Genomic DNA, 25979 nt, shown 5'->3' on the forward strand with positions numbered 1-25979 from the left:
GATTATCGCTCCTTTTATTTCTCCACCCATAGAGGGCAGTTGATACGGACCATTTGACCTGGCTCCGGGGCAAATTTGCATTTTGATTTTATACCGCAGTCATCGCAGTCGTGCAGTGCGGTGATGTCATCATAGAATTCGCGGTAAAGTCCGCATATTTCACTGTATCCGCTGCACTTCGGGCAATACTCTATTTTCAGCTCGCTTTCCAACGCACAGCCCTCGTCCGGATCGTAACAGTCACACTCCATGCATTCATTCTTCCGGCGCTTGTTTTCGATATACTCCTGTAAGTCGTTTTCACAAGGCAGGTATAGCTTTCCATTCTCGATACAGCGGAACAAGTCACAGTCCTTATCCGATGCCGCCTCATAAAAGGCCTCGTGCGAATAGGGGTACCTGCTTTCGTAAATATATCCAGGGATACAAAAGCCAAGGCCCTGATCGATACGCTGCCGGTGAGATATTTCCCAAAAATCCTCTTCCGCTGTAAGCTGTCTTTCCGGGATAAAATGGAATCCGCCGTATTCAAATATTTGGTTCTTCATTGTATAATCCACCTTTCTAATTAAAAAGAGAGAACGAAGCTGATTTCTCGGCTTCGTTCTCTCTTGACCTGTTTGCACAGTGCTCCAGATTATTTCTCATCCAGATACTGATGCGGCCGTTCTTTGTAATCGGATACCTTGTAGTCCCCGATTGTTTCATATTTCCCGTTGGAAGAATCCCCGGCAGTTTCCTGCTCGGTTTCTTCCCCGAGAACAGCGTCATAAAATATCCGTTCCAGATATTCATATTTGGAATAGATTCCCTGTGACGCCCAGACAAGTGCGTTTCGCACATACGACGCATGGACGCGGAACAACTCATGTTCCACCTCAAACCCGAGCGATTTGGCAAGCAGTACGGCAAACACAATCACGCTCCGGGTATTCCCCTCGCGGAAGGGATGCGTCTGCCAAATCTGCGCGATAATGCGAACCATACGGAAGACAATCTCCCGGTCATTTTCACCGTTTCGGCGGAGCTTAGCAACTTCCTTCATAGAAGCCGCCAGTTGCTTCTTGATTTCTTTGGGATAGGCATACCGGACGGTATCGCCGCTAAGCACATCTTCCGGTTTCATCATCTGGATTTCCCGAAACTCTCCGGCCCACTCGTAAATCTGGCCGAAAATTGTGCGGTGAATATCCTGCAAGGTTTCTGTACTGAATTTTTCATACTGCCGGTTATAGATACCAGCCATAGCTAAATTCGTGATGTCTGCCTCTGCCTGTCGCAAAAGATCGGCGTCCTTAATGCCGGCAAGGTTTTTCAGCACATCCGCATCATCATACAAATAAGGGTCCCTCATGACTACACCTCTGCTCCAAAGCCATACCGCCGAAGCGTTGCTTCAAAAACGGAAAGGTAAGACATTTTCCCATTCTGCCAGTCGGTAAGCCCTTTGGCGGTCTGCTCGCTGGCCGGGACTCCCTCGATAGCGTTCATCGCGTCAGCAAAGGAAATACAACGCTCTTTCTGCTCGGCGGAAAGTTTATCCATTCCCGCTCCAAGTTTTAATAAAAGCAACCGGCGGTCCAAGCCGTGACCGATCAGCCGGGTGGCCTGTTCCAGCTCGCTAAGACGGGTATTCAGTTTTGGAAGCTCTGCTTCGTACTGTTTACGCAGACGAATCTGCTCGTAAACCCTGTCCACCTCGTCCTTTTTCAGATATTCTCCGGTCATTTTCCCTGAGACTCTGTTTTGCAGATAGTAATAAGTCTTGCCGCTGATATTCTTTTTCGAGATATACCCCTGCGGAAGAACGGACAAGTCTTTTTCCAATCTTGCCTTTTTCTCCAGCAACTCCGTATACTCGCTCACAATAGCGTTATCCATCCGCATCACCCACTTTCAATTTGATCCCACACACGGGACAATAATTCAATTTTTCCGTATGATATGCCGTACTGCCGCAGGGGTAGCTATCATAATATAATTCATGTATCAAAGCGGCTTTATATGCTGCCGTTGCTTTACCTGGTTAACCACGCCGCATTTCAATATAGTCGGCCTCTACCTGCTTGAACTTTTCAAATTGTTCGCAGAACGGGCATGACGGAATATCTTTATTATTCATTTTCGGTTCCTTTCATAGTATACCATGTTTTAACCTGTACGTCAATCAAACAAGTTTATTTGCAGGTTAAGTACTTGCCGTTATTTCGTGTCCTGGCGGTCTGTTTCAATCCGGTAGTCAATGTCCGGCTTCATCGGCCAGCACGGTTCTCCATCGAGTGCATTGTTCGTGGATGAATATAAGCGGTCGTGACGTTTCATCGGAAGGTCTCCCGGTTCCGCATATTTCCACAGCATTCCGGATTCATCCTTAAAAACCATACATCTCCAGCTGTCTATGCCGATAAACCTGATTTTCTTTATCTTGCCGGGCGGCGGAGTCAGTTCAAAGTCAATGGCATTTTCCGGGTGAAGGGGCTGTTTGTATTCGATATATCCCCATGCCTCCCGTCCGATTTCCTCACAATAGGTCTTGAAATCATAATTGTGGATAGCTGTTACCTGATTAAAAGCAGATTCAGGATAGCTGCCCGGTGTGAGTGGGCGCTGTGTACTGTAATATCTCATCTGTTCATCCCTCCAGTAGTTCCGGATTTTCATAGATATTTCCAATAACCTCTGCGCCATCTTTAACAAGACCCTTAATCAGAAGATATCTTGCACTGACATTGCTTTTTAGAAAGTTTTTTTGAGAAGCATATAGACAGCCATTTACCCACTCAATCACATATAAGTGGCGCTTCAATTTGAGAATATCGCCTTCAAAGACCTTCGTGCCGTTTTTGTCGTCGAACCCTGTGTACTGGCCCACTGTGTCTGTGTAAACCGGCCTCTTCTCAATCGGCTCATAGGTATACATAACGGAAAAATCACATTTCCCTTGAAAAATACCACCGTAAACCCAGTTGGCATCCATGGGTCTGCCGTCCATAAAAACTTTTTCTCCTTTTTTGCGGGTCTGTCCCCGAAATAGTAAGTCTCGCATTGTAATCTATCCTTTCTATCATGCTATTTGCTGTTCGCCCCAGCGGATATGGAAATTCCCCTTTTCGTCCATCTCACGGTGCATGAGAAGAGAGAGCAGGTCATAATCCACGCCGAAGCGGTCGTAAATCTCATCCAAATCAGTGTTCTGTCCTTTCATAAACAGATTGATTTTTTCCTTCGCCAGCACCATCTGCATTAGGTTGGACTCAATGCTTCCCGCATAGGTGACAAAATAGATGTCCTTCCATTCTGTAGAATTGTAGCGGACAAACCGCATATAAAACTGGCTCATTTTCGCGTTGTTGTAGTGCAGCTCCGGGATAATAACCTTATTCACATACTCGAAATTGACACTTGACGGAAGGCTCTGCTGCGTACACAGCAAAATCCCGTTGCCGCTCTCTTTCAGCGTCTTCCGCAGCTTCCGCCTTTGTGCAAAGCTGGTTGTCCCGCCTGTCACCGCAAAAATGGGGCGGTCAGGGAATGCTTCCTCCAATGCGGCCCTGTAAGAATCCAGAATCACCTTATGGCGGACGCCTATGGCTACAATTTCATTGTCGAACTGGCCGGCCATCTCCACAACACGGCGTATTTTGGTGGGCAAGCTGCCCTGGTATTCTACAACCGTATCCGGCGCCGCGCTGATCCGCAAAAGTAACGTAATCTGCTGCATCAGCTTCATCATGGCGTCCTTTCGGGAATTTCCCGTACTGGCGAAGTAGTTTTCCCGCATTTTCCAGAACTCCTCCATCGCCATCTGATACACGACTCGTTCATCCTGGGTAAACGATACCGGCTCCTGATGAATCCGTCGAATTTCTCTGCCGACGACTTCCGGAAAGGTACGGGTGATGACCGTCTTGCCGAGAATTTCGCTGAGCGCGTCCGCATTGTAGATGTCCTGTGTACGCTGCCCTACGCCGAATACAGTAATTTTCTCCGGCAGATGGGATGCCGTAAAAAGTCGGTAACCCTCTTTATAGGCAGGGATGGGCTTCCCAAAACAGGGATTATCCTTACTGGACAGAAAATCATCGCCGCGGTCATAATGATAAATCCTCGGGCTCCATGACAGCATGTTGGCCGAATTGTTATACATCAGTTCCAGCTGCGGCGCAAACTCCGAAATGTTGTTCCGTGTGCTTGTGCCGGTTGTCAGCAGTTTGTAGCGGCAGCGCCGGAAACAGTCCAGTACGGACTTGGCCCGGATGCTGGAAGGGTTGGTCATCTCATCGCTCTCATCAAAGATAAGGTGCAGCTTTTGACTATGCCTTCGCACCCACCGCTTAATCTGGCGGCGATATGTGCCCAGCTTGTTCAGTGTAATCAGGACAAAATCGCCCCGGCGTATCTTCTGCAAATCCGCAAGATGCTCCACGAATACATAGGACAAGCCGTAGTTTGGTAAGACCACGTCCCAGTTGTTGCGGATAGAAATAGCAGGGGATACCACCCAGGTATGGTGGATGTGCTGCTTCTCCATCCGGTACAACCCCGAGGCGATACCGGCCAGCGTTTTGCCGCTGCCCTGTTCCCACTGAAGCAGCCCGTACCGCTTTTGCAGCATCAGGTTCAGATCGTGCCGCTGGATATCGTTGAGACGGATTTCTTCTTCGTTCTCCGAATCCCATAGGTGAAAGTTCTCCAACCATGCGCCGATCTCCGGGTCTTCCTCCATAGTAGCAAAGGGCCTGTTCTGTTCGACATATTCTCGCTGTTTTCTTCTCACCAGACGTTCATAGCCGGGAAATTCCCATGCGCCGTCGGAAGAAACAATCTCGTATATCGGGACAGGCTCCCGTTTTTCCTCTGGAATCTGCCGGCGTGTCTTGCCGCTGTAGCCCTTATAAACAAAATCATAGTCCCGTTTCACCAGGGCAATCTTATCCTGCGGCGGCCGGGCGTTCTGCTTTTGAAGGGTGCGTTTCAGATAGGCAAGCACCTTAGCCTCCGTCAGCCTCTTCTTTGCCCATTCCTGGTACTCCATATTTATCGGCTGCGTCTCCGTACAAAACCGGTAAAAATACTCGTAGCACTTGGTATAGCTTTCCTTCAGCTTCGGATGGCACCTTATCTGATAGAGCATTTTCTGCACCTGATACAGAAATCCCGACGACACTTCCTTTTCCTTTGCAAGCTCCCGCACGGCGGAATACCGGTTCTTTTCCAGCAGCCGGGCGGCGGCTTGCAGCAGATGCTCGGAAATCCACGCCGCTTCTTTCTCACGATCAAAGCCGATGGTTAAAAACCGGTCCACTTTGATGTGATACGGCTGTGCCTCAACGCCCTCACCGCGCTTCTGCCAGAACTGCAGCTTAATCGGATAGTGCTGCACTCCCAAAGAAGAAAAAGCGTTTGCAGGCAGGGCGACATGCCCCAAAAAGCTGAAGCGTTCTTCCATCTCCCGGATAGATGTCCCATCAGAAAAATCATCCGACAAAAAGGCCGCAGGGACAATCATTGTCAGAATCCCAAAAGGCTTTAACAGCTCCGCCGCCTTCCGGCAGTAATAAAGCTGTGAAAGCACCTCATCATCATCGTCCACCCACCATCGAAGATTGTACGGGGGGTTCCCGACCACATAATCGAAGCGGACAGACGGCTGGTAGGAGCGGATATCGCCGTTTACCAGATTCGCCCGGGGATAGAGATACCTCGCTACCTTATATGCCTTAATGTCCAGCTCACAGCCGTACAGATTGTTTTCTGCCGGCATGAAATTGAAAAAGGCACCCGCACCGCAGGTCAGATCGGCAACAACCGCGTCCGACGGTGGGGATAATGCTTCTGCCACCAGGCTGCAAAGCATAGGCGGGGTAAAAAACTGTCCGTTCTCAATCCCCTTCTTTGCCTCACTGTACGAAGCATAATTTTCATAATCCTGCCGGCGCAGGCCGTGCAAGCCTCCGTCACCTGTATACAGGTTATAGATGTCATCGCCGCTGATCCCATAATTCTCGGCTTTGCCGCTGTCAATGAGATACAGCAGTTTTTCATTCGTTTCCTGCCGCTTGTCATGCGGTACAACGGTATCATAAACCGCATACTTCATCTTCTCACCTCCATCAGCAGACAAGTCCCAAAAACTCGGAAACAAATCGGCTCGCGTAGTCCTTGCTTTTGAATTTGATATCTACGCGGCCATTCTTGAACATTCGCAGCGATTGAAGCTTGGTGTAAGTAGAAAAACTGATAACCGGTTCCTCCTTATAGCTCCAGTCAAGCAGGTTGGCGATGCCGGCGGGATAATATCCTAAAGCCTCTGTTTCAAAATATGCCAGCCCCCGCAGGATTTCTTTCATGCTGTCGTTCAAACTCCATTTCTCAAATATCGTGTCAAAACGGCAGCCATAGGTAAACCGGACAGTATCATTTTTCAATTCATACTCCGCCTTCCCGTTGTAAGTACACCAGGCCGCCTTATGGCACCCTTCCTTGATTTCATCCAGCGCCCGTTCCAGAAAAGTCCGGCCCCCGAGCTGGACAAATATTTGCTCCAATACCTCCTTGTAGTCCACCGTCATAGTGCGCAGCTTTTGATGGTATTCGGTTACTGCCTCCGTATTCGGAGAAAAATAATCTTTCTTGGGCTTATGCGGCAGCAGCATATCAATGATGCTGTCGGCATCGAGGGATACCTTATACCTGTGGTTAAAATAGCGCACCAGATTGGAAATAAACAGGTCGTTCAACTCTTCCAGCTGATTTCGAATGTCCTGTTCGGAAAATCGAGAAAGATGCGTATACTCCTGCACATTGTTCCAGACCGCTGTGGCCGACTCTAAAAGCTTTGACTGCCGGCTGACAATATCTGTCCACATATACTCCAATTCGTTTAATGAAGCCTTTGCGTCCATATACGCCGCCTGATGTGCCTCGCAAAACTGCCTGTCCGTCTCCGAAACCCGGTTGTCCGCTTCAATTTGTACGGCAGCCAGTTTATCTAAAGCGTTCACCTTTTGTTCCTCCTATCTTCATAATTTATAAAATATGGCGTGCTTTTGCCGAGAAACCAAACGCCTGCATGGTTGGCAACACTCCCCACGATAGGGAACGGGGCTTCTTTTTCTACCAACTTTTCTATAAATTCTGAACCTATCTCTCGCTTACATCTGGAATAATACGCCCAAAACGACCGCTTTTCTCTGGCGTTTTCGGTAAAATACGGGCATAGTTTCTCAATTTCAGCCAGTTGCATTTTATTGGTTAACATATCCCAATATCCGTTATCCTGAAAAGGTTTCGGATGAATATCTCGTCCTAAAACTTCATAAAGTCGTTTGGCTACGAAACGCCGTAGCTGATGCCACGTCAAAAACAATGCTTGCTGTGTGTTCCAGGCAATGATTTGCTGTCTCATAGGATCCTCCATATTTAATAATAATGAAATGAAAAGACAGCACAGCCGGTAAGCTGCGCTGTCTCTTCCACTTTTCCTTTGTCCTAAATTCATGCGCACATGCGCAGCGTTTGGATCGCTGGGGCAGCAGGGACGGGAGCCATTGATATCTGATAAATAGTGTTCATGGTTTCAAAATGAACGAATACATCGGTGACTTCCAAAATCTCCACAACCCTTGAGGTGCGGATAATGTCGCCGCCGCGCTGTATAAGCGCACACTGTCCCTCTTTTAAGGGAAACAGAAGGCGTCCGCTCAGGGAAACATGTCTTTTCATTCTTGTGCTGACCTCCTTGCTTTTTTCTTATCCCAGTAAGACCTGCACGACCGTATCATATGTTCCGGCCAGCAGCTGCTTAATATCATGGAAGGTAATGCGCTCGGCTTTGGCAATATCGTGCATTCCGGCGCCATCCAGCTTCATGCAGATAATCCGCATTTCTCTGGACGGCAGCTTTTTTGCCAGCGCATGGAGGATTAACTCCGTCTCCAGTTGCACCATCAGCTCATCCTGTCTGCCAGCGATATTTTCCAGTGGGACATGGGCACGTTTAGCGCTCGTATCCTCAATATGAACCGTGTCTTCCTGAAACAGAATATCCCTGGCCATATGCTTATAATGGTTCTTCAGGGCGCACAGCATTTTCTTCCATGCCACAGTAGCAAATTTATATTTTTGCAGCTTTGGTTTCTCGCAATACTCCTGTACCGCGCACAAATATCCAAAGACCACTATGTCGTAATACTGGCTTGACTCCAAACCGTTCTCTTTTAAGAACGCGTACATCAGGTCGTGGTTTTCTTCAGCGAATTTTCGCTGTTCATCCGTCAAGGCTTTCATCGTCATTTTTATCCCTCCAAAAATAGAAAGGGGTGCTGCCAGCTCTAACCAGCAGCATCCTCTTTCCCAACTTTTCGCGCAGCACAGCCGCGCATATGGTTTCTTTATGCCGGCAAAGCCTCACGCTCGCCGTCGATTGTCCCTGGGCTGGAAATTGCGAAATGCTCGCCGCTTTCCAGTGTCGAATAGCGGGAATCATTGTCATACATGCCTTCCGCCTCCGTGCGGGTTTCTGAATCTGCGGCGCGCTGTTGGAGCATCATTTTGATTTGCTCCCGGAAATTGTCCGCATATTGCTTCACCTGCACCAGCTCTTCCCCGGAAAAGTCATACAGTTTCCGGAAAGTCGCCACGCTATAGGTGTTTGAGCCGTTGTCCACACGCTTCAACCCAATCTCCACAATGCTGCTCCAGGCGGGGCGGCGGCGGGAGACAAAGGATACGTTCATAAAATCGCTGAACGGGCGGATGCTTGTGGGCGGCAGCGAAAGAAGAATCGGGATATATTCCCCGCTGCGCAGGATATACAGATGCCGCATATTTTTGCAGGCCTTGCCTTTCCCGTCTGTGCCAAACTTGTTAAGCTCGCACAGGGCGCAGGACCCGCCGGGCGTACCGATCCCGAGCTTCCCGTCAACGGAAGAGCACAAGGGAGCCACGTTATCGTCATACTCCGCACCCTCCGGCCAGTAAGCGCCGGCCTGATGGTTATAGACGATAACGCCTTTCAGTGTCTTTTCGTAATCCGGATCTTCCGGGTCATCTCCCGGCACTTCAAATTGAAGTGCGCCGCCGGAAGGAATTTTTACCCGCTGAAAACTCATCTGCAAGCCGTCGAAATCCTCGGACAGTTCTTCGTTGGAAAAATCGCTCTCAATCATAGCGGGAAGGGTGAAGTTTTTGACCTCAGCCAAAGCATTCTCATTGTTGTACGTCATAAATCAAATCCTCCTAATATCATTTTAGGGCAGCAATCACGCTGCCATTTGGTTGATACTGTTCCATCTTTTTGCGGGCATCGACAGGATGTTGTAGCCGATGCTTTCCAAATCGGTTGCCCGGTCGTAACTTGCCACGTCCTGACTGTACCGCGTAACCGCGTTGGCAAGCCCGTAAAGCGTCAGGTCTTTGCCCTCAATCAGATGCTGCAATACGCCGAGATGTTCCTCATCCGTAATACCAAAATCACGGCTTGCCAGGCGGACTACCTCCGGCACGTTTGCCGTATTCATCTTGACGGTAGCTGCTTCCTGCATCATGCCGACCACACGGCTGAAATTCACTTCATCAACCGCCGCACGGACGGTATCCTGAATTTTCAGCATAAATGCGTGGTCGTCTGCCGCTAATGTTTCAGCGGAATAAAGCAAAAAGTTTTCGTCCGCCGAATTGATACGGCCCACATGATTGCGCCTGGTTGCGGCGTCATTTACCACCATGCCGTTGCTGCACACCAGCCGGTAAACCAAAGGCTGGATATTGACCGAGCCAAGCCCCACCTCGCTGTTGCTGATGATGACGCCGGCCTGCACAATATCGCCCGGTACGACTTCCTGCTGGAGCCGGGGGTTTACCACCTTGATATACATTCTGTCCTCTGTAATCTGGCAGCTCTCAAACCGTGCGTCCGGTATTTCACCGATGATCGGCAAGACCGCCTCGGCTATCTGCAAATGATCCAGGCGCAGATAGCGGTTGCTGAGAAAAGCCCGTGCCTTACCGTCCATCACCCGCAGCATCCGTTGGGAATCGGAACGCTCAAACCAGCTGTTGACATTGACGCTCAACAACTCAGGATTTTCCTCCCGCATTTTCTCGTAATACTTTACGGGTATGGATAAATGCGTGCCGATCTGCCGGTGTGCGTTTGGCCCAATGTCCAAAGGCTCAATACGGTCGGAAGCATTTTCATCCAGTACACGCAGGACAACATCAGAACCGAAGCTCTCCATCTGCAAACGCCGGGTACTGACGATATAATCCTCCTTGGAATCCTTCTGACGCAGAATTTCCGCTGCCAGCTCCTGGATTGTCAACCCGGATTTCATTATTCGTCACTCCTTTCTTTCTGATTTGGCTTTCACCAGGACAGCACCATGCCGCTTTCTGTAATATCGGCTGCCATCCCTTCGCGCTCAAAAACCTTTACAAGCCTCGGCCAGTAGGTTTTCTCCGGTACATTTTCAAACGCCGAACGGGTAATTTCAGAATCTGCCTGCTGAATAGCGATTTCTCCGTTCTCCCGGATTGTCAGGCTGTGATGGCCGCGGGAATGCAGGTCAGCAATCAAGCTCTCCAGCACGCTGCGCCCCTGCTTCTCGTACCAAACCTGGGGGTCTACCGGGGTCTGCTGCTGGGGGATGGTCTTCTTTTCCCCTGAATTCTGCTGTACTTCGGCCATCGGCACGATTTTCAGCAGTGAGCAGCTAATATCTGCTTTCTGGTCAAAGCTGACATCGGCATAATTAAAATCCGGTACGCCGTGCAGCTGAATCCTACCCGTTCCACCTTTGGCGATGATTTTTTCAGGAAATTCCTCTAACCACTGCCAGGTTGCCTCTGGGTAAGCCGATTGCAAATAGGCGGAAATACGGAAGTTCACATGACGAAGCAGGACAAGGCCCACCGGATCGGAAATGTCCGGTATGGACAACGCTTTCTTTGGAGACTGCTGTTTGCTCTTTTTACGCAGCTTCTTGGCCTCGTAGCGGTACTTCTGTGCTTTCAGATAGGGAAACAGAAATTTTACTGCCGCCCATATCGACCATGCCGCAAAAGCAGCACTTAACAGCCAGATTTGTGCATCTCCCCGGATAAAGGCCATAACCGCCAGCACGGCTACAATCAGTACCGATACGCCTGACCACAGGCTTGTTTTCTTATTCATTCGTTTCATCCTTTCTGAGACTTTTTCCCCTAAAATAAAAAAAGAGGGACCATATGCGTTCCTTTCTGAACACATACGGTCCCTCTTGGCGCCGAACTCAGTCCGGCAAGGCTTCTCTTTCCCCGTCAATCACCCTCGGAATTTCTTCCAGTGATTCGGAGAATTTACTGTCCAAGGCTTTTGTTGCCGCCTTGTCTGTACCGACCGGGACGAAACCCCAGTTATCAAGCAATACTTTCAGCCGCTTATCCGTAGCAGTACCGTCCCTCCTGGTGTATACCTCCAGTTCCAAAGAGCCGGATACCCAGATAAGGCTGCCTCTCTTTACGCGGGCCCGGACAAGTCTTTCAGCATCGTCTCCCATCGCGCAGATTTGAAGGTATTGCGTCCTGCGATGCTCCTTGCTGCCGATATTCTCAGCAATGTCGAAGCGCACATACGGATGCTTGTTGATACTGGTCTTCAGTTCCAAATCAGCGGTTACCCGGCCAATTACATAGGTCTGTGCCATCTCGCTCCTTTCTGCCTTTCGGCTAAAATATCTATATACAAAAAAGCGCCGGCACACAGGTTTCGCCCATGAGGGCAAAACCGTACTGTCGGCACTTTGAATACAAACTTGACAAACGTGTGCAATGTGAGAAGCTTCCCACGATACAAGCAAGTATGCCTGCAAATCCTAACGGATCACGCACAAAAAATCAATTACAAGGGTATTGTAACACTATATCTTGTGTTTGTCAAGCGCGTATAATCAATATATAGATATTTACTGTAATAAATTCTTATGTGTCCCCATACAAATACTCTATTGTGTCTTTCCACTGTGCAGCAGAAAAATCTTTTGGATCCAACTGATGCAATATGGTTCGCGCTTTTCGATTATCGTATTCTTTCAGCCGCATGTCCGACAGGTATTCACATCCGACTAACCTATACAGTACGTCCAAAGGCGATTCTTTCATGAGTACAGTTTATCCTCCTATATAGAAATCCTCCTCACGGCGTTCAAAGGCCATGAGGAGGATTTTATTCGGGCCGACTTGAAAACTATTCCCTAATAGTTGTAAGGCTCCATGCCGGATTTAGGTTTAACTGATCCTGCAAACAATGCAGTTGGTACTGCGCTTCATCCAGCGAAATCCGGTCGTCCGGAATAAAGACATATTGATTCTGCATCGTTGCATAAGCCTTCGTAATGTGCGTATTTGCACATGCTTTGTCAAAAAAGATAAAGTCTTTGGGAAGAACGCCAGGGATACCGTCCAAGCGGTTCTGTTCCTCGGTCAGCCGAATTGTCAGCAGCTTTGCCAACTGCTCTTTATCCTGGAGCAATGAAACGATGCGCGGTTCGCTTGCGATAACTGCCAAATCATAGATATGTTTTGACGCTTCAAAGGCACGGTGCTCCTTTTCTGCGTTTCGGGTGTAGGCTTCCGCTGCAAACAGCTTATCTATGAAAATCCGTTCAATTGTCATAGTGAGAATTTCAAAGGGGTGGACATCGAACTGTTGAAGCAAAATAAGCTGCTGGTCTGGCCCCGCCTGCTCGTAAATCAGTGGGGCAATTACCACAGGCTCATACGGTTCACTGATGGTAAAGGACGTGGCCTCAACTTTTACTTTTCCGAACCGCTGCAAAACGTCGTTAAAATCGTATTCCACAACCGGGAGATAACGGTAGTAGGAAATTACCTCCGAGCGGTTGGTGCGGCCCTCGTTGGGATTGCGCTCCATACAGGTGTATTTTTTGGTCGCCCGCTCCAGGCGCTTGTCTCCCTGCGTGCGGCTGCACTCCCGGACATCGACGGATAAATCGACGTCTTCTGAAAAACGCCGGACACTGTGCAGCGCCTTATACAGAGCTGTGCCGCCCTTAAAATAGGCGGGCAGACCCTCTCTTTGGAACTGTGCCAGCTCCTGCAAAAGCATAGAAACGTAGTAATCTTTTTCAATAACGTCCTGACGGTATCCGGTGTTTTCGGATACCTGCTCTATCAGGACGCGAAAAGCATCCGAGTCCAAATGCAGCTTCATTTTTATACTCCTTGTCTGCCTGCCACATGGGCAAGCTTCATAATTGTATTTCCGTTATAGTGGGTATCTGCCAGATGCAGAAGCGTACCGTAATCCAATCCTCTTGCCTGCACAAACCGGCCGAGCAGCAGGTACGGATCTTCTGCGTCCACCGGCACGTCATCATACATGTTGAGCAAATCCAAGAACTGAAGATAAAAGCGGTTTTCTTTATTTACGGGAATCCGCGGCGCACGAATGACAATACCCAGTGCGTCATCCCGCTTGGCTCTGTGCTGTGCGCTGTTGGAAACAAAGGTCCTTTCGGCCGGCATAAGCGTCGTAAGGCCCAGCTTGTGCATAACCGCAGCGCCCGTCTCATACCCGGTGCCGTCCTTCAGATATTTCAGCTCAATCAATTTATCTTTGTTGATGCCAGTTTCGCCGAAAACGGTTTGCTTTGCTACATAGTAGACGCCCTTTGCAAAAAAGCGAAGGTTGGGGCATGTGCCGGTATCGATCAGCCGCTTTACTGCAACAGCTGCTGCAGCGCAGGCTTTCTTTTTCTCCATGTGGTACGCATCAGCAATTCGATTTCCAAGCTCCCGGATAAGGATCGGCTCACCGGATTGAAAGCTATCAATCGCTTCCTGAATAAACTGGGTGTAAGTTTGCTCTTTCATCGCCGCACCTCCTTTTGATATATTATATGCAAAATATATTCTTTTATTCTGCAATTATTATATCATCAAAAAAGCGGTTTGTCAATGAACATAGAAAGAGATCTCAATCCGCCTTTTCTGGCGGTTCGGAATGGTCGTCCAATTCTCCCAGCTCTTCAAAGCCGAGAAAGCAGTCGGAGGAAAGGGCAGAATCAAAATACTCGCTGCCCAATGTCAGCCGCTGCGTTTTTTTGAAATAAAAGCGGTAGCGGAAGCCGATCTGAATTTTGGAGTGCTTGCCCAGCAGAAGGGCAGACTCGTTGCCGTCATCGTCCATAATCCGGATTTTCCGGTATTTGCGCAAAGGCTTCGGTACAATACCGACACAGGTGCCCTCCACGACTTCATATTCCTTTTTGCTGATGGCCCGGTAAAACGTGTATGCCCTGCAAAAGCTGAGAATACAGACTGCGGCGCTCAACAGCAGCATGATCCTGTCCTTTGCAAACAGAAACATGGCAAGCCCGACTAAAAGGCAGGCGAAGCCCAGAAGTACCGTCAGTAACAGCCGACGCCTTAGCGGTGCCGGAGCGTTTAAGATTTTATCCATTTCTCAGATCCTTTCAAAGATGATTTGCTTACGCAGATAAAGGTTCGCCACGGATAGCATGACAGGACGGCATTCCGGCAAGTAGGATACCATATCGGCGATATTGTCGCTGGTAGTAAATTCATCATAATACAAAGTATCCAGCAGTTCCTCTTCACAGCAAAAGTCCAGCTTGTTTCTTTCAAAGCACTTGATGATCTCCGCTGTAGAAAGAAGCGTCTGCTTCGCCAAACGGATTACTTTCTTTTCGTCAGCCGTTCGCTTGTCCTTACAAAATATCTTTTTCGCTGTGGAATAAGGAACCTCTCCAAAAACGCAGAGCCGAAAGAAAGAGCAAAGACGAAGAAGTGGATTCTCCGAAATCGGCATGATATACAAGTCAGACAGTAGACGATACAATGCCTGCACCTCCGTATCTCCACAGCCCTCGGCAACAAGGCCGCGCTGAATCAGCCTACACATACAGTCATCAAAGCTGCGGGAAGAATAGAAGCCGGTTTCCAGCTCTTTTTTCTGATACAATTCCCGAATCTGGTCAGGCCTGAGAATCCTCCAATTTAAGGATGACCACACCACAAATTCCTGAATGTCCAGTATGTACTCCCGGTTTTTCAAAATCACAACGGGAATTTTACCGCCCTTGTTTCGCTTCTCGATGTGAAAATGGCCTACGGCCGTCAATAACCTGTTCATAACAACACCTCTCAATTTTTACATCATGATGCAGCTTGTCCCATATAATCGTCCATCCATAAAATAAACACTTGATTTTGGCGCAATTTCTGCTTTGCTCTTGAAATCCATGCGCCAACCAGATTGGGCTTGACGCCATACATGGCTGCAATTTCTTTTCCGGAATAGCCTTTTACCTTCAGTTCAATCGCCTCAATGCCGAGCCGGGTTGTGCCGGTATACTGCTGCTTCATATGATGCAAGAGTTGTATGGCGTCCAGTTCGGCAAGCATTTCATCTTCTTGATGTGCAGAGTCCGGAATTTGCTCCAAAGTGGACCGCATGATATCCGAATCAGAATACATAGGGATACATCGGCTCCATTTCTGCTTGCCGCCCATCAGCCGGCAATATGTACGAAGCCCGTTGGCAACCACTGTTTCCGCATACACTGTAAATGGGACACCCTTTTCCGGCCGGAAGCTGGCTGCTGCTTTACACAGCCAGATGCAGCCTTCCTGATATAAGTCGTCATATTCAAAACCAACCATGGTCTCGTTTACGATAATGTACCGGTAGATAGCCCAGGACACAATATTCAAATTTTGTTCCGCCAACCGCCGCTGGCTGTCACTCAGGAAAATCCTTTCTCCCATACTTTTTCACGCTCCTCATTTTCGAAGCCTCCTTCGCATTTCATGCTGCCGACTGGATATTGTCATACGCTTGTGTGCAGATGGCGATCAACTGGTCGCACATATACTCACTGAACATGGCGATATGTGCCTGTTTCTCGTTCAGCGCCAGCTTTGCCTGCATCCACTTGTAGGCCTGCTGCTTTGACATCAAACCGCTCCGCCACATCCAGTCGAAGGCTTTATGCGCCTCTATTCTTTTGTGCCGCAGATCGCTGTTCGCCAGGGTCCCCATCGGCAGCTTAGATTTCCGATGGGCTGCAACATAGGCGTCGCACTGCGGGTATCGGTCGCAGACGTAAAGATACCTGTCTGTTTTTGCTGCCTCGCCGTAAATGGCACTTGAAGGGCGCAGCGTGGCCTTTGCGCCGCAGTAAGGACAACGGACTTGAATTTTTTTCATAATCATCACCTCCAATACGGTTTTAATACAGATTTAATACGCATTGCCGTGTGTTAACGCTTTCTCCATCTGTTGGAGGCTACACTGCCTGGGATTATCGACTCTCCAGGCCAGCCAACAGGAATACAGATGTTCAAACGCCTGCCTGCTCAAAACAGCAGCACATTCTTCCTTTTGAACCTTGTCTCCGGTCAGTTGAAAAAAACGGCCGATAGAAAAAGGAAGCGGCGTGCCGTCTCGATCTGCGGTCAGCAGGTAACCCGAACATGCCAGGTTGCCATAAGGGCAGCATCGGCACTCTATGTATATGGCTTCACGCCAGTTGCCCCTGCACGAACGCAGGAACGCATAAAGTTCAGTAATCTGGCTATTCATTTCCCCTCCAATTTTCAAGCCGGGTAAAAAATACCCTTCTACTATTATTATTCAATTTTTTTCCGAAGATCCCCCGGCAGTCGCTTTCAAAAGGGGAGAGAGGCCGGGATACTGCGTTGCGCAATGCCCCGGCACACCTCCATTCCTTATTCCACAGAAGTACGGTTTTTGCGGTTTCGCATCACCATGAAAACAATGGCGCCGAGAGAAGTGGAAGCAAGCCCAACCCACAGCCAGAGATTTGATGTATCCCCGGTTTTAGGCGGCTGCGCTGGTTCTTCCGGTTCTTCTAGGGGAATAATCGGCTGGTTAATGAAACCGATACCGGCCTCGTTCTCGATCACAACGGTTTGACCGTCTTCAAGAATTTCAAAGTAATAGTAGCGGTCATCCTTGATGAAATTCTCCGGGCTGCGCTCTTCGTAAAGAAAATACCCGTTATGTTTCAGCCCATCCAGCCGGTAGACGCCCGGCTCGATCTCTGCCATATGGTCTACAAAGGTGTCGATGTCCTTATCGTAGGTCTTGTTGCCGTTGACGTCGAGATAAATCCCGAACAGCGCATCGGACAGCTTGTTGTCCGGATAGTCCGCATCCACCTTGGTCGTTTGAACCGAACCGGTAATCCACTTGTTGATCGCCTCGATTTCAATGCGCTGTGCCTGCTCGCTCACCGTCACCCGGAAGAGCTCACCGGATAAAACGTACTGCGGCGGACAGGACAATTCCTTGATGACCCAGTCGCCACGAGGGATACCCAAAAAGGAAAATTCTCCCGAATCCCCGGTTTCATCGGTCATCAAAGCGGTCCTTTCGGTGAATTCGGTTTCATCCGGCGCAAATAAACCAAATACTGCTCCGGCAACCCCTTCGCCGTCTTCATTTACCTTCAGACCGTAGATGTCGCCGCGGATCAACTCATTCTCGATAGGCTGCCCATCGTTCACGCTGATGTGGACAAGCGCCGTCTCCTGGCCCTGATAAGAAAACACGACCGGAAACTTTTCATCGGAGATAATGTAATGGCTGTCGGTAGCGTACTCCTTTACATACAACTTGGAATCCGCCGGCACGTCAGTTTTGAACGTCGCCTTGCCGTTCTCATCGCAGTAAAGGATTTCCAGCAGTCCATCTGCCGGAATAATGCTGCCGTCCGCAGCCGTCAGTTGCTCGGCGGCATACAGGCCCCAAGCGACGTGCTGGATTTCACCGTTCATCCCTAAACCGAAGGTTTCGTCCTGTTCGAGAACTTTTGTCAGGTCAATCTGCACCTTTTGACGCTCGTTGGTGATGTGTGCCTCAGCGGTGGTGAACTGCACATGCTGGCCCGCGTAATTCAATACAATCGTAATCGGTTCGGGATTGAGCACCATGCCGTAGGGGGCTTGCCGTTCAAAAATTTGATAGGTGGATAAATACAGAGGCTCGCTGGTCGCCCAACCGTCCGGGCCGGTGGTTAAGGTGGCAACCGTATCGCCTTTGTGATGGCGGAGCACGCCGCCGGAGATAATATCCTCTGTGGCGACTACATCATATACACCGCCAGCCAGCCCGGCTTTGGCATAGACCGGCTGATACAACAGCGGGCTGTCCCCGCCGCCGGCAGTGGTGACAGAAGAAAACACTTCGCCGTCTTTGTAGAGGGAGATGGTGCCTTTCTGCGGCATGTTTGCTTTCTCAACGACAACTATCGTCACACCATCCTGCTCACTGGCTTCCTCCGGTACTATATTGAAATAGACCGGCGTGGAATCCAGCACATAGGGCTCCACCGTCTGTACCTCGACCAGGGAATATCCCTCGCCGTAGGGCAGGCTCTCCGGGGTGATGAGCGTCCCGTCCTCCGCCGTGTAGAAGGTATCCAGCTCCACGATCTCCGGATAGGTGATGGTCATAGTAATCTGATTGCCGTCCGGATCGTATAGCTCATAACCGTGTCCGGCCAGCGGGACAGTATTGCCCGTTTCGGCATCCTTTTTGACAACCATCACGCGGCTTTCAAACTGCGCGTTGTTCAACAGATAGCGGTAAACCGCGCCATCTCTGGAAATGAACACATCAAAATCCTTGACGAATTCTGTTCCCGGGACGCCGGCTTTTGTCTGATGCACCCGGTACCAGCCGAAAGGCAGGTCGATACTCTCGTCATAACCGAATTCATCGCAAATCAGGATATCCCGTTCAGTCTCCTTGGCGTTCTCGTAAGAGCCGGCGGAACGCAGGAACAGTTCAAACTCCGCGCTGGCTTCCGGCGTTTCAATTCCTGTGGAGCCGTCGTCGCTGTGCTTGATAATGGCAACCCGGCCTTTCAGCACGTCTTCGTCCGCATCGACGGCTACCTCGTTGTACTCCAGTTCATACAGCTCCGGTTCCGCGCCGACATGATAGACCTCCGGATTCAATTTGTAACCCTCGCTCGGCTCCAGTTCCTTGATCGTCCAGTCATCGCCGCAGTTGTACCAGTCCGTCGTAAAATCGCCGTTCGGCCCCGTGAAATAGCTTTTCACAAGCTGGTTGCCTTTGAATACGCCATATTCGGCATTTTCCAGACTGGCATCGCCCTGGGCCGTACCGGTCTCGCTGTCGGATTTTGTCAGGGTGGCCCGCCATTTTTTCAAAGTATTATGAAAGGATTTGTTTGTTACCTTGTTCCATTCAATCGTGACCTGCTGCGGGTCGGGGATAACGTATTTATTCTCCGTACCCACCTCTTCGAGGGTATAAGTCTGGCTTCCGGAGATTAAAACGTCCTCAAAAGTGGCGACGCCACGCTCATCGGTGACAGCGTATTCATCAACAGGAAGACCGGATAAACTAGTGCCGTACAGGTGGAATGTCTTATCCTCCACAAAACCGTCCTCTGCGGTTTTGGTAACGGTTAAGTCCCCACGCTTGAGAGTATTGCTGAAAGTTATCGTGGCCGTCTGGCCCGGGACAACCGTGACTCTTTTCGTGGCCTGCGGCTCATACTTGTTTTCCGTCTGCTCGGTAATTTCATAGATGCCGGGACGGAGATCCTTCAGCAAAAAGGTTCCGTCCGACATGGTGCGGATATTCTGATCGACACCATTTCCGCTGATATGAAACGGGACGTTGCCCACCTTGCCGTCCTCGCTGGTTTTCACCAGTTTGACGCTTCCGAAGGATTCAGTCTTAATATTCAGGTAGAACCGAACGGGATCTTCCAAACCGGTTACCATCGTCTGATATTCTGGCGTACCCCACAGCAACAGGGGGTTATTAGGGAGCGTAATATTCTTTTTATATTCAAAAAGAACTGGCTCCTGAATGATTTCAGAAGAAGTAAATGTGTACTGATTGCCGCTTCGGATAACGCTCACATTCCCGCCGCTTACCTTCGTCAGGTCGATGCCGAGATTGTTGCTATCTGTTAGAGTAAGACTATATTTTTGAGTAGCACTGTCATATTTCAGTTCGTAGGTAGGTGCCGCGTCCCTATTCGCATTGGCAAAACTGGGGACAGTTGCATGTCTGGCCATCTGCTGTAAAATCCACTGGTAGGCTTTTTCATAGCTGGTCCCCTTGATTGCTTTGTAGAACTGGTCGGCTTTAATCGGCCCGTTGTCCACGATTGTCGTCGGGCTTTTCCGTAATCCCTGCTGATATTCCCAGATAATAACCTGCGTGGCATAGAAAAAGTCGTCATCATTGATTCCGGAAATGGGTAGGGCTTTCCCCGGCTGCCAACCATTAGCCAACGCCAGACGTATGCCGTATCTTACGTCGGCAGGCAGATTCATAAAGTAGTCGGAGTTGTTCCCGTTCTCGGAAATGTACTGGTGCCCATTTCCAAAGTCTACACCGAACTCAACACAAAATACCCATTGTTCATCTTTGTTAAATTCCTTGTAAAGATAAAGATGCCCTCGGGCCACAGAATTCCCATATGCCTGAAAGTATGTGCTGCCGTCGGAACGGTACCGCAGGGCTTGATCGTCTGGATTGCTATATACTTTTGAACCGTCGTACCCCACGAACTGCCGGCCGACACGGGCAAGCACTTTTTCACCGCTTGCGTAATTAAACGCAAAGGCGTTCATGGGGATAGCGGCTATCATCAGGACAAAGGCCATCAAGAAAGCCGCCCATTTTTTGCTTTGTCCAAAGATCCGTTTTTTCAACAAATCATCCTCCTTGTTCAAATAAAAGAGACATTCCAATTGAAATTTGGAATGTCTCTTTAGTCGTAGATATTTCATTTTCAGTAGAGCAGATAGAAAACAAATGAGCCGTTTCCGAGGGGCTCGGTATAGACGGTGAATTCCGTGATCGGGTTCCCGCCGTAGCTTTCCATAAACTCATCTGTAAAGAGTGTTATCAATTCATAGAGTTGCTTCTTTAGCCGTTCCCTCTGGATATTCTGGTTTGCAACAACCGTTTCGCTCCAGGAAGAATTGTCCGGCGTAATCAGCGTCCCATCGTCATAATGCGTCTGATGCCGCCACCCCATTTCCTCCATGCCTATTTGTATCATTGCCGCCTTGATGCTTTCAATATCAAATGGATAATCATAAATGCTCTTCACCGGTTCGGGTAACTCAGATATCTCCGGCTCCGGTGTAGTAGGTCGTTCCTCCGAAGGCGGTGTTACCGGCGGGCTGGACGAAGTCGATGCAGAAGAAGTGCTGCCGCTGGCGCTCTCCGGCGGATTGGTCTGTTCCGGCGCTGCCGTTGGCTTTTGCTCCGCAGATGTAGCAGGTTTCTGGGAAACCGTACCCGCCGTATTCGGCCGTCCAGCAGAGGATGGGTTTTCCGCTGCATCAGAAGATGCGGTTGAGGAAGCATCACCTGTACTGGAAGCCAGCGGTTTCTCCGATGATTCCCCCTCATTGTGGCTGGTATCCATAGAAGATGTGCCTGATACGGTTTCCGCCCCCTCCGGTTGTGAAGAAGAAACTGCGGCATCCGGTGTATTTCCTGACTGACAGCCGGTGAAAGCAATCAGCAAGGCAGACAGCAAGACGAAGAATAGTTTACGCATGTATATCCCTCCTGAATGGAAATTTCGTCTTTGTATCTATAATACTACCGAGCGCCGCCGTTTTTCAACAATCAGAGATTTTGACGGATAATGCGGGTGATGATACCCAAAGCTACGCCGCGATCTTCATCAATGCCGGTGACGACAAAGCTGACGTTGTCCTTTTTCCCGGGACGGCGGCGGTCGTAGCAGGAATGGGCGATGGCGTTGACCCCGTTGGTAAGCCGGATATACACCACGCCCTTGTGAACATCGGTGATCGTCCCAGCATACTTGCTTTGCACCCGGCACAGGCGGAGATTGTCCTGCCGGTTGTCCGATACGCTGCGCAGGTCTGCCTTGATGGAAATATGCTCAATATCCTCCCGGCTGACACTGAGAATACGCACCAGCACCTGGTCGCCCACCGAAAAACGGTCGCGGGCGTCGCCGATCCAATCCCAGGACAGGTCCCTCGCCATGATAGATGTTTCGACGCCGAACGCTTCAATACGGATAGCTTTTTCGGCTGTTGCAATAACCCGCGCCTGGATAATCCGGCCGTCATAAATACGGTACTCTCCGGCGTCGGTATCCATATAGAAGATTTTGCGTTTTTTGAGCATAGCTTCCTTTCGGCTGGCAACGACGCTGCGCGTCTTGGAATCAATCCCTTTGACGATAAAATCGATCTCCGCGCCCAGCATACGGCTCAATAGCTTATGCTGGCGGACAATCATGGCAGTGTATTCCTCTCCGGTGAGATTGTTCTGATATCCCATCACCATCTCTTTCAGCGGGATGATAACGCGATATCCTTTGTACTCCACTATGGCGATGGTCTTCCCGTTGTCCGTCTGCTCCAGGCCGCCGAGCGTCCCGGTCAGCATCCTGCGGGTACGGTAAGCATTGTGAATTTCATGCCAGATAATATCGGCAAGGTTTTCTTCAGTTTCAACATCAGCGCCCGCCTCCAGCGTCAGAATCGGTGCCGGACGCGATGATGTGGGATTTGGTTTTGAAACAGCGGGCCCAACTGCCGGTTCTTCGCCGGCCGGCACGGTTTCCTCCGTGGGCGCGGCCTCCGGTGTTTCAGTGAGGGGTACGCTGTCGGCCTCCTCAGCAGCCGCTTTCCTGCGGCGAGTGCGTTTGGGCTTGGGAACTTCCACAGCTTCAGCGGGTGCCTCTTCTGGAATTTCTGAAACCGGAACCTGCGCGGCGTCTGTTTTTTCATCCATTTTCTCCGTTTCAGCGGCTAAAATCTCAGGATGTACCGTTAATTCCTCAGCCGCATCCAAATTTTCTGTGTTCTTTTTTGGCATAGGTTACCTCCTTCGGTTAATGGTCGGACGACATGATATCGTCCTTGGTTGCCGGAATAACGCCCGGCTGGGATTTCTGCGCATCCGGCGGTTTTGGGTTCCGGCCGGTGCGTTTTCTGGGCTTTGGCGGAACGCTCACCTCCTCTCGCGGGAATTTGCTCCACTCCGGAATATGGGTGGAAGCCTTGCAGGGGTGAAGCTTGGAGGCCTCCGGATGTTGGGTGTAGTCCATCTTATCCACCTTCAAAATCTTCCGCCCGCGGATTATCACCAGCGCCTGGGATACAGGGAGCCGCAGAACTTCGTCCATCGTCAGCAGCTTGCGCCGTCCGACGCCGCTGGTTTCCCGGTACTCCGGCACATAATTGCTCACCCGCCATGTGCCAAGCTGCTTGGCCTTGCTCTGCACATGGACGGACACTTCGCCGGACCGCTCGCTGATATATTCAGCGGTCAGCGGATCGGAACAGCCGAGAAAATACTGGATGTCGCAGTTTCCCAAAATCTCCTGCCACTGGTTCTGCGGATAACGGTTCTGAAGCCCCGCCAAATTCTGGAACACGCACGACATGCTGATATTTCTCGAACGAATGACTGAAATGCGACGTGACAAGCTTTCTATGACCCCGCAGGCGGTCAGCTCTTCACCCAACACATGGACCGGGACAGGCAGCCTGCCGCCCGGACAGTTTTTATCGGCGTACCGGACAAGCTTAATAAAACAAAAGGATATAAACAGCGACGAAAGAAAATCAAAGGTACTGTCCTGATCGGAATTGACGACGTAATAGGCGCAGGGCTTTTGCCCCGGCAGCTCCAGGTCGATTTCATCAAAGTTTGTCATGTTGCAGATCTTCTTGTTCTGGAAAACCTGCAAACGCGAGCCGAGACCAATGATGACGCCGCTGCGCACCGTATCGGACGCCTGCTTGAAAATTGCATAGGGCGCTTTGGCCGGATGGGTGGAAGGCAGCAGGTCGAACAGGCTGCTCAGTTCCTTTTCCGATGTGTGCGTAATCAGCTTGTAGACCTCTTCCATGGTTTTCCGTCCCTCCGGGTATCCCTGTTCCACATACAAAACCAAAGCCTTGAGGAGATTCATTTCTGCGCTGTCCCAGAAGTGATCGCCCCGCTCGCTGCCGGTATTTTTAATAATGACGTCACAAAAGAGCTGTGCCATCAGTTCGTCGCCTTCGATTTCCGAAAGGCAGGCCCAGGAGTCCGAATTTTCCGGCGACACCAGATTGAAAACGCGGACAGTATATTCCTTGTCCCGCAAATACTGGCTGGTCGTTTCATACAGTTCGGATTTGGGATCGCAGATAATCAACGATTCACCCTGCGCTGCTGCCTGGAGGATACGGTTGATGCAGTAGGCTCTGGTTTTCATCGAGCCGCTGGCGCCGTATACGGCGATATTCCGGTTGAGCCTGCTGTTCTCCGGCACGCACACATACTTGCCGTTTAACGTACCCAGTATGGTGCCGGTGTGCTTTTTCAGGCTGGAGGTCAAATCCAGCACTTCCTCTGCTTCCTTTTCGGACATAAAGCCGGATGTGCCGTAAGTGCCCTTCTTGGAATAGATGAAATTCCGGTCCTTGTCATATTCGCCTGTATCCCCATAGCCCATCCGCATCACCATAACAATGAGCAGAGCCAGCACGCCGACGCAAATGAGTGCGCCGATAATCCCATACGGGAAAGTGAACATGGCCTCAAAGCAGGCATCCAAAGAAAAGGACGGCATTTCCGGTGACGTCCCGCCTCCGGGTGTGCCGCCCGCGGCCTGCCATTCCCTGTAGTTGCGGATAAACTGCGCGATGTACCCGCCGCCGTAGAGCAGGGCGAAAAGAAGCGGCGGCAGTCCGAAGAGAATCGAAAACAGTCTTTTGCGTCTTATATGCAAAATCTCCTTTCCCATTTTTCAAAGTCGATGGTTTGAAACCGTATCTGCTCCCCGCAGCAGCGGCGGAGAGCTTCCGCCTGAAAATCAAAACAGATAAGCGTGCCGGCTTTATTCTGGAGCCGGAGCGCCGTGTCAAACCGCTTGATGCGGGGCAGGTCGCAGGTGTAGGCGAAAAGGACGGGACGGCCGCTGCCGTCGATGGCGTCGTTTTCTATGGGAAGCCCTTCGTCCTTCTCCCACAGATCCGTCAGCAGGAGGGCTTCCAGCCTTTCGGACAGTTCTGTGCTGCACAGCATCCGCAGCAGCTTTTCGCCCCTGCGGTCGTTGGTAAGATAATGAAAATGCTCATAACTGCCGTCAAGGAGAAAATACTGCTTGCCGCCGTCTCCGGTAAGGATAGCCGCCGCCAGCTCCATACCGTCTCCCAAAAGCAGGCCCCTTATAGATTCCGGTTCGTATTGCTCCGGCAGACGTTCCCGGCAAAGGATGGTCTGCATCAGAGCCTTTGTACGCATCTCCGCCCGGTACTGCCATTTCATCAGAGAGCCGCCCAGGTTATATACCACAAAAACAGCGTTTTCTGTCAGCAGGACGCCGACCGAACGGGCGCCTTTGATTTTGACGAATACCGTGCCCAGTTCCTTGATTTCGCGGGAATTGTAGAAAGCAGGAGCTGTGATGGAAACCCCTGCGCTTTCGTCCCACACAGGAGAAAAAATTTCGGGCTTCTCATCCCGGTAGACCGCCGCGCCTGCGTTCTGCATGGTGACGGTGGACTCGGCAATGCGATGAAGGCGCAAACGGCGGGCGGCCTCACTTTTGATGTGGTTCGTTTCCGCCGCGCCGGTCAGGAATGGGAAAAACCGTTCCGGCCGGTCGGCTATGAGAAGTTCCTTTGCCTTTGCCGTCAGGCGGTATCCGCGCAGCCCGTCCTTGTAAAAGGTGCGGAGGAGGCGTTTTCGTTTTAGCTCCTTCACAACATTTTCCTTGTAATAGTCTCCACCGGGCAGACGGGAAAGCTGGCCGGCCGGAAGTTCGCCGGATATGGCGATAAGCTCCAGAAGACGATAGCCCGCCGTGTGTCTGCCGGGAAGTATTTGCGGGGATGGAATAGCGGACGCCTCCCTTCATAAAAATTACCCAGTTACGATTGACCTGGGT

General features: G+C 50.3%; 26 protein-coding genes. 1 reads left to right on the top strand and 25 read right to left on the bottom strand.

Translation table 11 applies throughout. The annotated features are described in order from the left end of the window. Positions 1–14: 14 nt before the first annotated feature. From ACSAMM_RS11045 to ACSAMM_RS11140, 20 genes are all read right to left on the bottom strand, one after another. Positions 15–548, bottom strand: coding sequence for a hypothetical protein (locus tag ACSAMM_RS11045; protein WP_457791419.1), 534 nt, complete (start codon positions 546–548; stop codon positions 15–17). Between the two features lie 89 nt (positions 549–637). After that, positions 638–1354, bottom strand: coding sequence for a Fic/DOC family protein (locus tag ACSAMM_RS11050; RefSeq protein WP_457791421.1), 717 nt, complete (start codon positions 1352–1354; stop codon positions 638–640). A 2-nt stretch (positions 1355–1356) separates the two neighbouring features. Further along, a complete protein-coding gene (locus ACSAMM_RS11055) occupies positions 1357–1881 on the bottom strand; it encodes a hypothetical protein (protein WP_457791423.1) in 525 nt (174 codons plus the stop codon). Positions 1882–2202: 321 nt separating this feature from the next. Then, the gene (locus ACSAMM_RS11060) at positions 2203–2628 is read right to left on the bottom strand and encodes a defense against restriction DarA-related protein (RefSeq protein ID WP_457791424.1); all 426 of its coding nucleotides are present in this window, start codon (positions 2626–2628) and stop codon (positions 2203–2205) included. A gap of 4 nt (positions 2629–2632) precedes the next feature. After that, the gene (locus ACSAMM_RS11065) at positions 2633–3046 is read right to left on the bottom strand and encodes a YopX family protein (RefSeq protein ID WP_457791425.1); all 414 of its coding nucleotides are present in this window, start codon (positions 3044–3046) and stop codon (positions 2633–2635) included. 18 nt (positions 3047–3064) lie between these two features. Beyond that, positions 3065–6100 carry an N-6 DNA methylase gene (locus tag ACSAMM_RS11070; RefSeq protein ID WP_457791426.1) on the bottom strand — a complete coding sequence of 1012 codons (3036 nt, stop codon included), beginning with the start codon at positions 6098–6100 and terminating at the stop codon, positions 3065–3067. Between the two features lie 13 nt (positions 6101–6113). After that, positions 6114–7004, bottom strand: a complete 891-nt coding sequence (locus ACSAMM_RS11075) for a hypothetical protein (RefSeq protein ID WP_457791427.1) — start codon at positions 7002–7004, stop codon at positions 6114–6116. Next, complete coding sequence (locus ACSAMM_RS11080) at positions 7001–7408, bottom strand: hypothetical protein (RefSeq protein WP_457791429.1); 408 nt, start codon at positions 7406–7408, stop codon at positions 7001–7003. The genes ACSAMM_RS11075 and ACSAMM_RS11080 overlap by 4 nt, the downstream gene beginning before the upstream one ends. Before the next feature lie 89 nt (positions 7409–7497). Beyond that, positions 7498–7725 (bottom strand): hypothetical protein, encoded by a 228-nt coding sequence (locus tag ACSAMM_RS11085; RefSeq protein WP_457791430.1) that lies wholly within the window; start codon positions 7723–7725, stop codon positions 7498–7500. Between the two features lie 27 nt (positions 7726–7752). Next, positions 7753–8295 (bottom strand): hypothetical protein, encoded by a 543-nt coding sequence (locus tag ACSAMM_RS11090; protein ID WP_457791431.1) that lies wholly within the window; start codon positions 8293–8295, stop codon positions 7753–7755. Between the two features lie 98 nt (positions 8296–8393). After that, positions 8394–9227, bottom strand: coding sequence for a hypothetical protein (locus ACSAMM_RS11095; RefSeq protein ID WP_457791433.1), 834 nt, complete (start codon positions 9225–9227; stop codon positions 8394–8396). 36 nt (positions 9228–9263) lie between these two features. Beyond that, positions 9264–10337: a DUF932 domain-containing protein gene (locus tag ACSAMM_RS11100; RefSeq protein WP_457791435.1), complete on the bottom strand. Its 1074-nt coding sequence runs from the start codon at positions 10335–10337 to the stop codon at positions 9264–9266. Between the two features lie 32 nt (positions 10338–10369). Next, positions 10370–11176, bottom strand: a complete 807-nt coding sequence (locus ACSAMM_RS11105; RefSeq protein ID WP_457791436.1) for a hypothetical protein — start codon at positions 11174–11176, stop codon at positions 10370–10372. Positions 11177–11273: 97 nt separating this feature from the next. Further along, a complete protein-coding gene (locus tag ACSAMM_RS11110) occupies positions 11274–11687 on the bottom strand; it encodes a single-stranded DNA-binding protein (protein WP_457791437.1) in 414 nt (137 codons plus the stop codon). A 539-nt stretch (positions 11688–12226) separates the two neighbouring features. Continuing rightward, positions 12227–13213, bottom strand: coding sequence for a nucleotidyl transferase AbiEii/AbiGii toxin family protein (locus ACSAMM_RS11115; RefSeq protein WP_457791438.1), 987 nt, complete (start codon positions 13211–13213; stop codon positions 12227–12229). A gap of 2 nt (positions 13214–13215) precedes the next feature. Next, entirely contained in the window at positions 13216–13875 is a 660-nt protein-coding gene (locus ACSAMM_RS11120; RefSeq protein ID WP_457791440.1) for a hypothetical protein, read from the bottom strand. A 103-nt stretch (positions 13876–13978) separates the two neighbouring features. Then, positions 13979–14344 (bottom strand): hypothetical protein, encoded by a 366-nt coding sequence (locus ACSAMM_RS11125; protein ID WP_457791441.1) that lies wholly within the window; start codon positions 14342–14344, stop codon positions 13979–13981. Positions 14345–14467: 123 nt separating this feature from the next. After that, the gene (locus tag ACSAMM_RS11130; protein ID WP_457791443.1) at positions 14468–15157 is read right to left on the bottom strand and encodes a hypothetical protein; all 690 of its coding nucleotides are present in this window, start codon (positions 15155–15157) and stop codon (positions 14468–14470) included. A 23-nt stretch (positions 15158–15180) separates the two neighbouring features. Next, on the bottom strand, positions 15181–15792 hold the full coding sequence (locus ACSAMM_RS11135; RefSeq protein WP_457791444.1) for a sigma-70 family RNA polymerase sigma factor: 612 nt from the start codon (positions 15790–15792) through the stop codon (positions 15181–15183). A 40-nt stretch (positions 15793–15832) separates the two neighbouring features. Beyond that, on the bottom strand, positions 15833–16234 hold the full coding sequence (locus tag ACSAMM_RS11140; protein WP_457791445.1) for a zinc-finger-containing protein: 402 nt from the start codon (positions 16232–16234) through the stop codon (positions 15833–15835). Between the two features lie 129 nt (positions 16235–16363). Here ACSAMM_RS11140 and ACSAMM_RS11145 point away from each other — a divergent pair, with 129 nt between their 5' ends. Further along, positions 16364–16636 carry a hypothetical protein gene (locus ACSAMM_RS11145; protein ID WP_457791446.1) on the top strand — a complete coding sequence of 91 codons (273 nt, stop codon included), beginning with the start codon at positions 16364–16366 and terminating at the stop codon, positions 16634–16636. Between the two features lie 119 nt (positions 16637–16755). On the opposite strand, the gene ACSAMM_RS11150 is transcribed toward ACSAMM_RS11145, so the two are convergent. The 5 genes from ACSAMM_RS11150 to ACSAMM_RS11170 all read right to left on the bottom strand — a co-directional run bounded on the left by ACSAMM_RS11150 (position 16756) and on the right by ACSAMM_RS11170 (position 25795). Beyond that, on the bottom strand, positions 16756–20772 hold the full coding sequence (locus tag ACSAMM_RS11150; protein ID WP_457791447.1) for a SpaA isopeptide-forming pilin-related protein: 4017 nt from the start codon (positions 20770–20772) through the stop codon (positions 16756–16758). Between the two features lie 59 nt (positions 20773–20831). Continuing rightward, on the bottom strand, positions 20832–21611 hold the full coding sequence (locus ACSAMM_RS11155; protein ID WP_457791449.1) for a hypothetical protein: 780 nt from the start codon (positions 21609–21611) through the stop codon (positions 20832–20834). A 71-nt stretch (positions 21612–21682) separates the two neighbouring features. Further along, positions 21683–22912, bottom strand: coding sequence for a S1 RNA-binding domain-containing protein (locus ACSAMM_RS11160; protein ID WP_457791451.1), 1230 nt, complete (start codon positions 22910–22912; stop codon positions 21683–21685). Positions 22913–22928: 16 nt separating this feature from the next. Further along, on the bottom strand, positions 22929–24818 hold the full coding sequence (locus tag ACSAMM_RS11165) for a VirD4-like conjugal transfer protein, CD1115 family (RefSeq protein ID WP_457791452.1): 1890 nt from the start codon (positions 24816–24818) through the stop codon (positions 22929–22931). After that, positions 24809–25795: a hypothetical protein gene (locus ACSAMM_RS11170; protein ID WP_457791454.1), complete on the bottom strand. Its 987-nt coding sequence runs from the start codon at positions 25793–25795 to the stop codon at positions 24809–24811. Before ACSAMM_RS11170 ends, ACSAMM_RS11165 begins: the two co-directional genes overlap by 10 nt. Between the last annotated feature and the right edge of the window lie 184 nt (positions 25796–25979).

The organism is Anaeromassilibacillus sp. SJQ-5 (genome assembly GCF_054108045.1).

Bases quoted from the DNA above. Each gene is read 5' to 3' on its own strand.
- ACSAMM_RS11045 (WP_457791419.1), bottom strand. From the start codon at position 548: ATGAAGAACCAAATATTTGAATACGGCGGATTCCATTTTATCCCGGAA.
- ACSAMM_RS11050 (WP_457791421.1), bottom strand. From the start codon at position 1,354: ATGAGGGACCCTTATTTGTATGATGATGCGGATGTGCTGAAAAACCTT.
- ACSAMM_RS11055 (WP_457791423.1), bottom strand. From the start codon at position 1,881: ATGGATAACGCTATTGTGAGCGAGTATACGGAGTTGCTGGAGAAAAAG.
- ACSAMM_RS11060 (WP_457791424.1), bottom strand. From the start codon at position 2,628: ATGAGATATTACAGTACACAGCGCCCACTCACACCGGGCAGCTATCCT.
- ACSAMM_RS11065 (WP_457791425.1), bottom strand. From the start codon at position 3,046: ATGCGAGACTTACTATTTCGGGGACAGACCCGCAAAAAAGGAGAAAAA.
- ACSAMM_RS11070 (WP_457791426.1), bottom strand. From the start codon at position 6,100: ATGAAGTATGCGGTTTATGATACCGTTGTACCGCATGACAAGCGGCAG.
- ACSAMM_RS11080 (WP_457791429.1), bottom strand. From the start codon at position 7,408: ATGAGACAGCAAATCATTGCCTGGAACACACAGCAAGCATTGTTTTTG.
- ACSAMM_RS11085 (WP_457791430.1), bottom strand. From the start codon at position 7,725: ATGAAAAGACATGTTTCCCTGAGCGGACGCCTTCTGTTTCCCTTAAAA.
- ACSAMM_RS11090 (WP_457791431.1), bottom strand. From the start codon at position 8,295: ATGACGATGAAAGCCTTGACGGATGAACAGCGAAAATTCGCTGAAGAA.
- ACSAMM_RS11095 (WP_457791433.1), bottom strand. From the start codon at position 9,227: ATGACGTACAACAATGAGAATGCTTTGGCTGAGGTCAAAAACTTCACC.
- ACSAMM_RS11100 (WP_457791435.1), bottom strand. From the start codon at position 10,337: ATGAAATCCGGGTTGACAATCCAGGAGCTGGCAGCGGAAATTCTGCGT.
- ACSAMM_RS11105 (WP_457791436.1), bottom strand. From the start codon at position 11,176: ATGAATAAGAAAACAAGCCTGTGGTCAGGCGTATCGGTACTGATTGTA.
- ACSAMM_RS11110 (WP_457791437.1), bottom strand. From the start codon at position 11,687: ATGGCACAGACCTATGTAATTGGCCGGGTAACCGCTGATTTGGAACTG.
- ACSAMM_RS11115 (WP_457791438.1), bottom strand. From the start codon at position 13,213: ATGAAGCTGCATTTGGACTCGGATGCTTTTCGCGTCCTGATAGAGCAG.
- ACSAMM_RS11120 (WP_457791440.1), bottom strand. From the start codon at position 13,875: ATGAAAGAGCAAACTTACACCCAGTTTATTCAGGAAGCGATTGATAGC.
- ACSAMM_RS11125 (WP_457791441.1), bottom strand. From the start codon at position 14,344: ATGCTGCTGTTGAGCGCCGCAGTCTGTATTCTCAGCTTTTGCAGGGCA.
- ACSAMM_RS11130 (WP_457791443.1), bottom strand. From the start codon at position 15,157: ATGAACAGGTTATTGACGGCCGTAGGCCATTTTCACATCGAGAAGCGA.
- ACSAMM_RS11135 (WP_457791444.1), bottom strand. From the start codon at position 15,792: ATGGGAGAAAGGATTTTCCTGAGTGACAGCCAGCGGCGGTTGGCGGAA.
- ACSAMM_RS11140 (WP_457791445.1), bottom strand. From the start codon at position 16,234: ATGAAAAAAATTCAAGTCCGTTGTCCTTACTGCGGCGCAAAGGCCACG.
- ACSAMM_RS11145 (WP_457791446.1), top strand. From the start codon at position 16,364: ATGTTCAAACGCCTGCCTGCTCAAAACAGCAGCACATTCTTCCTTTTG.
- ACSAMM_RS11155 (WP_457791449.1), bottom strand. From the start codon at position 21,611: ATGCGTAAACTATTCTTCGTCTTGCTGTCTGCCTTGCTGATTGCTTTC.
- ACSAMM_RS11160 (WP_457791451.1), bottom strand. From the start codon at position 22,912: ATGCCAAAAAAGAACACAGAAAATTTGGATGCGGCTGAGGAATTAACG.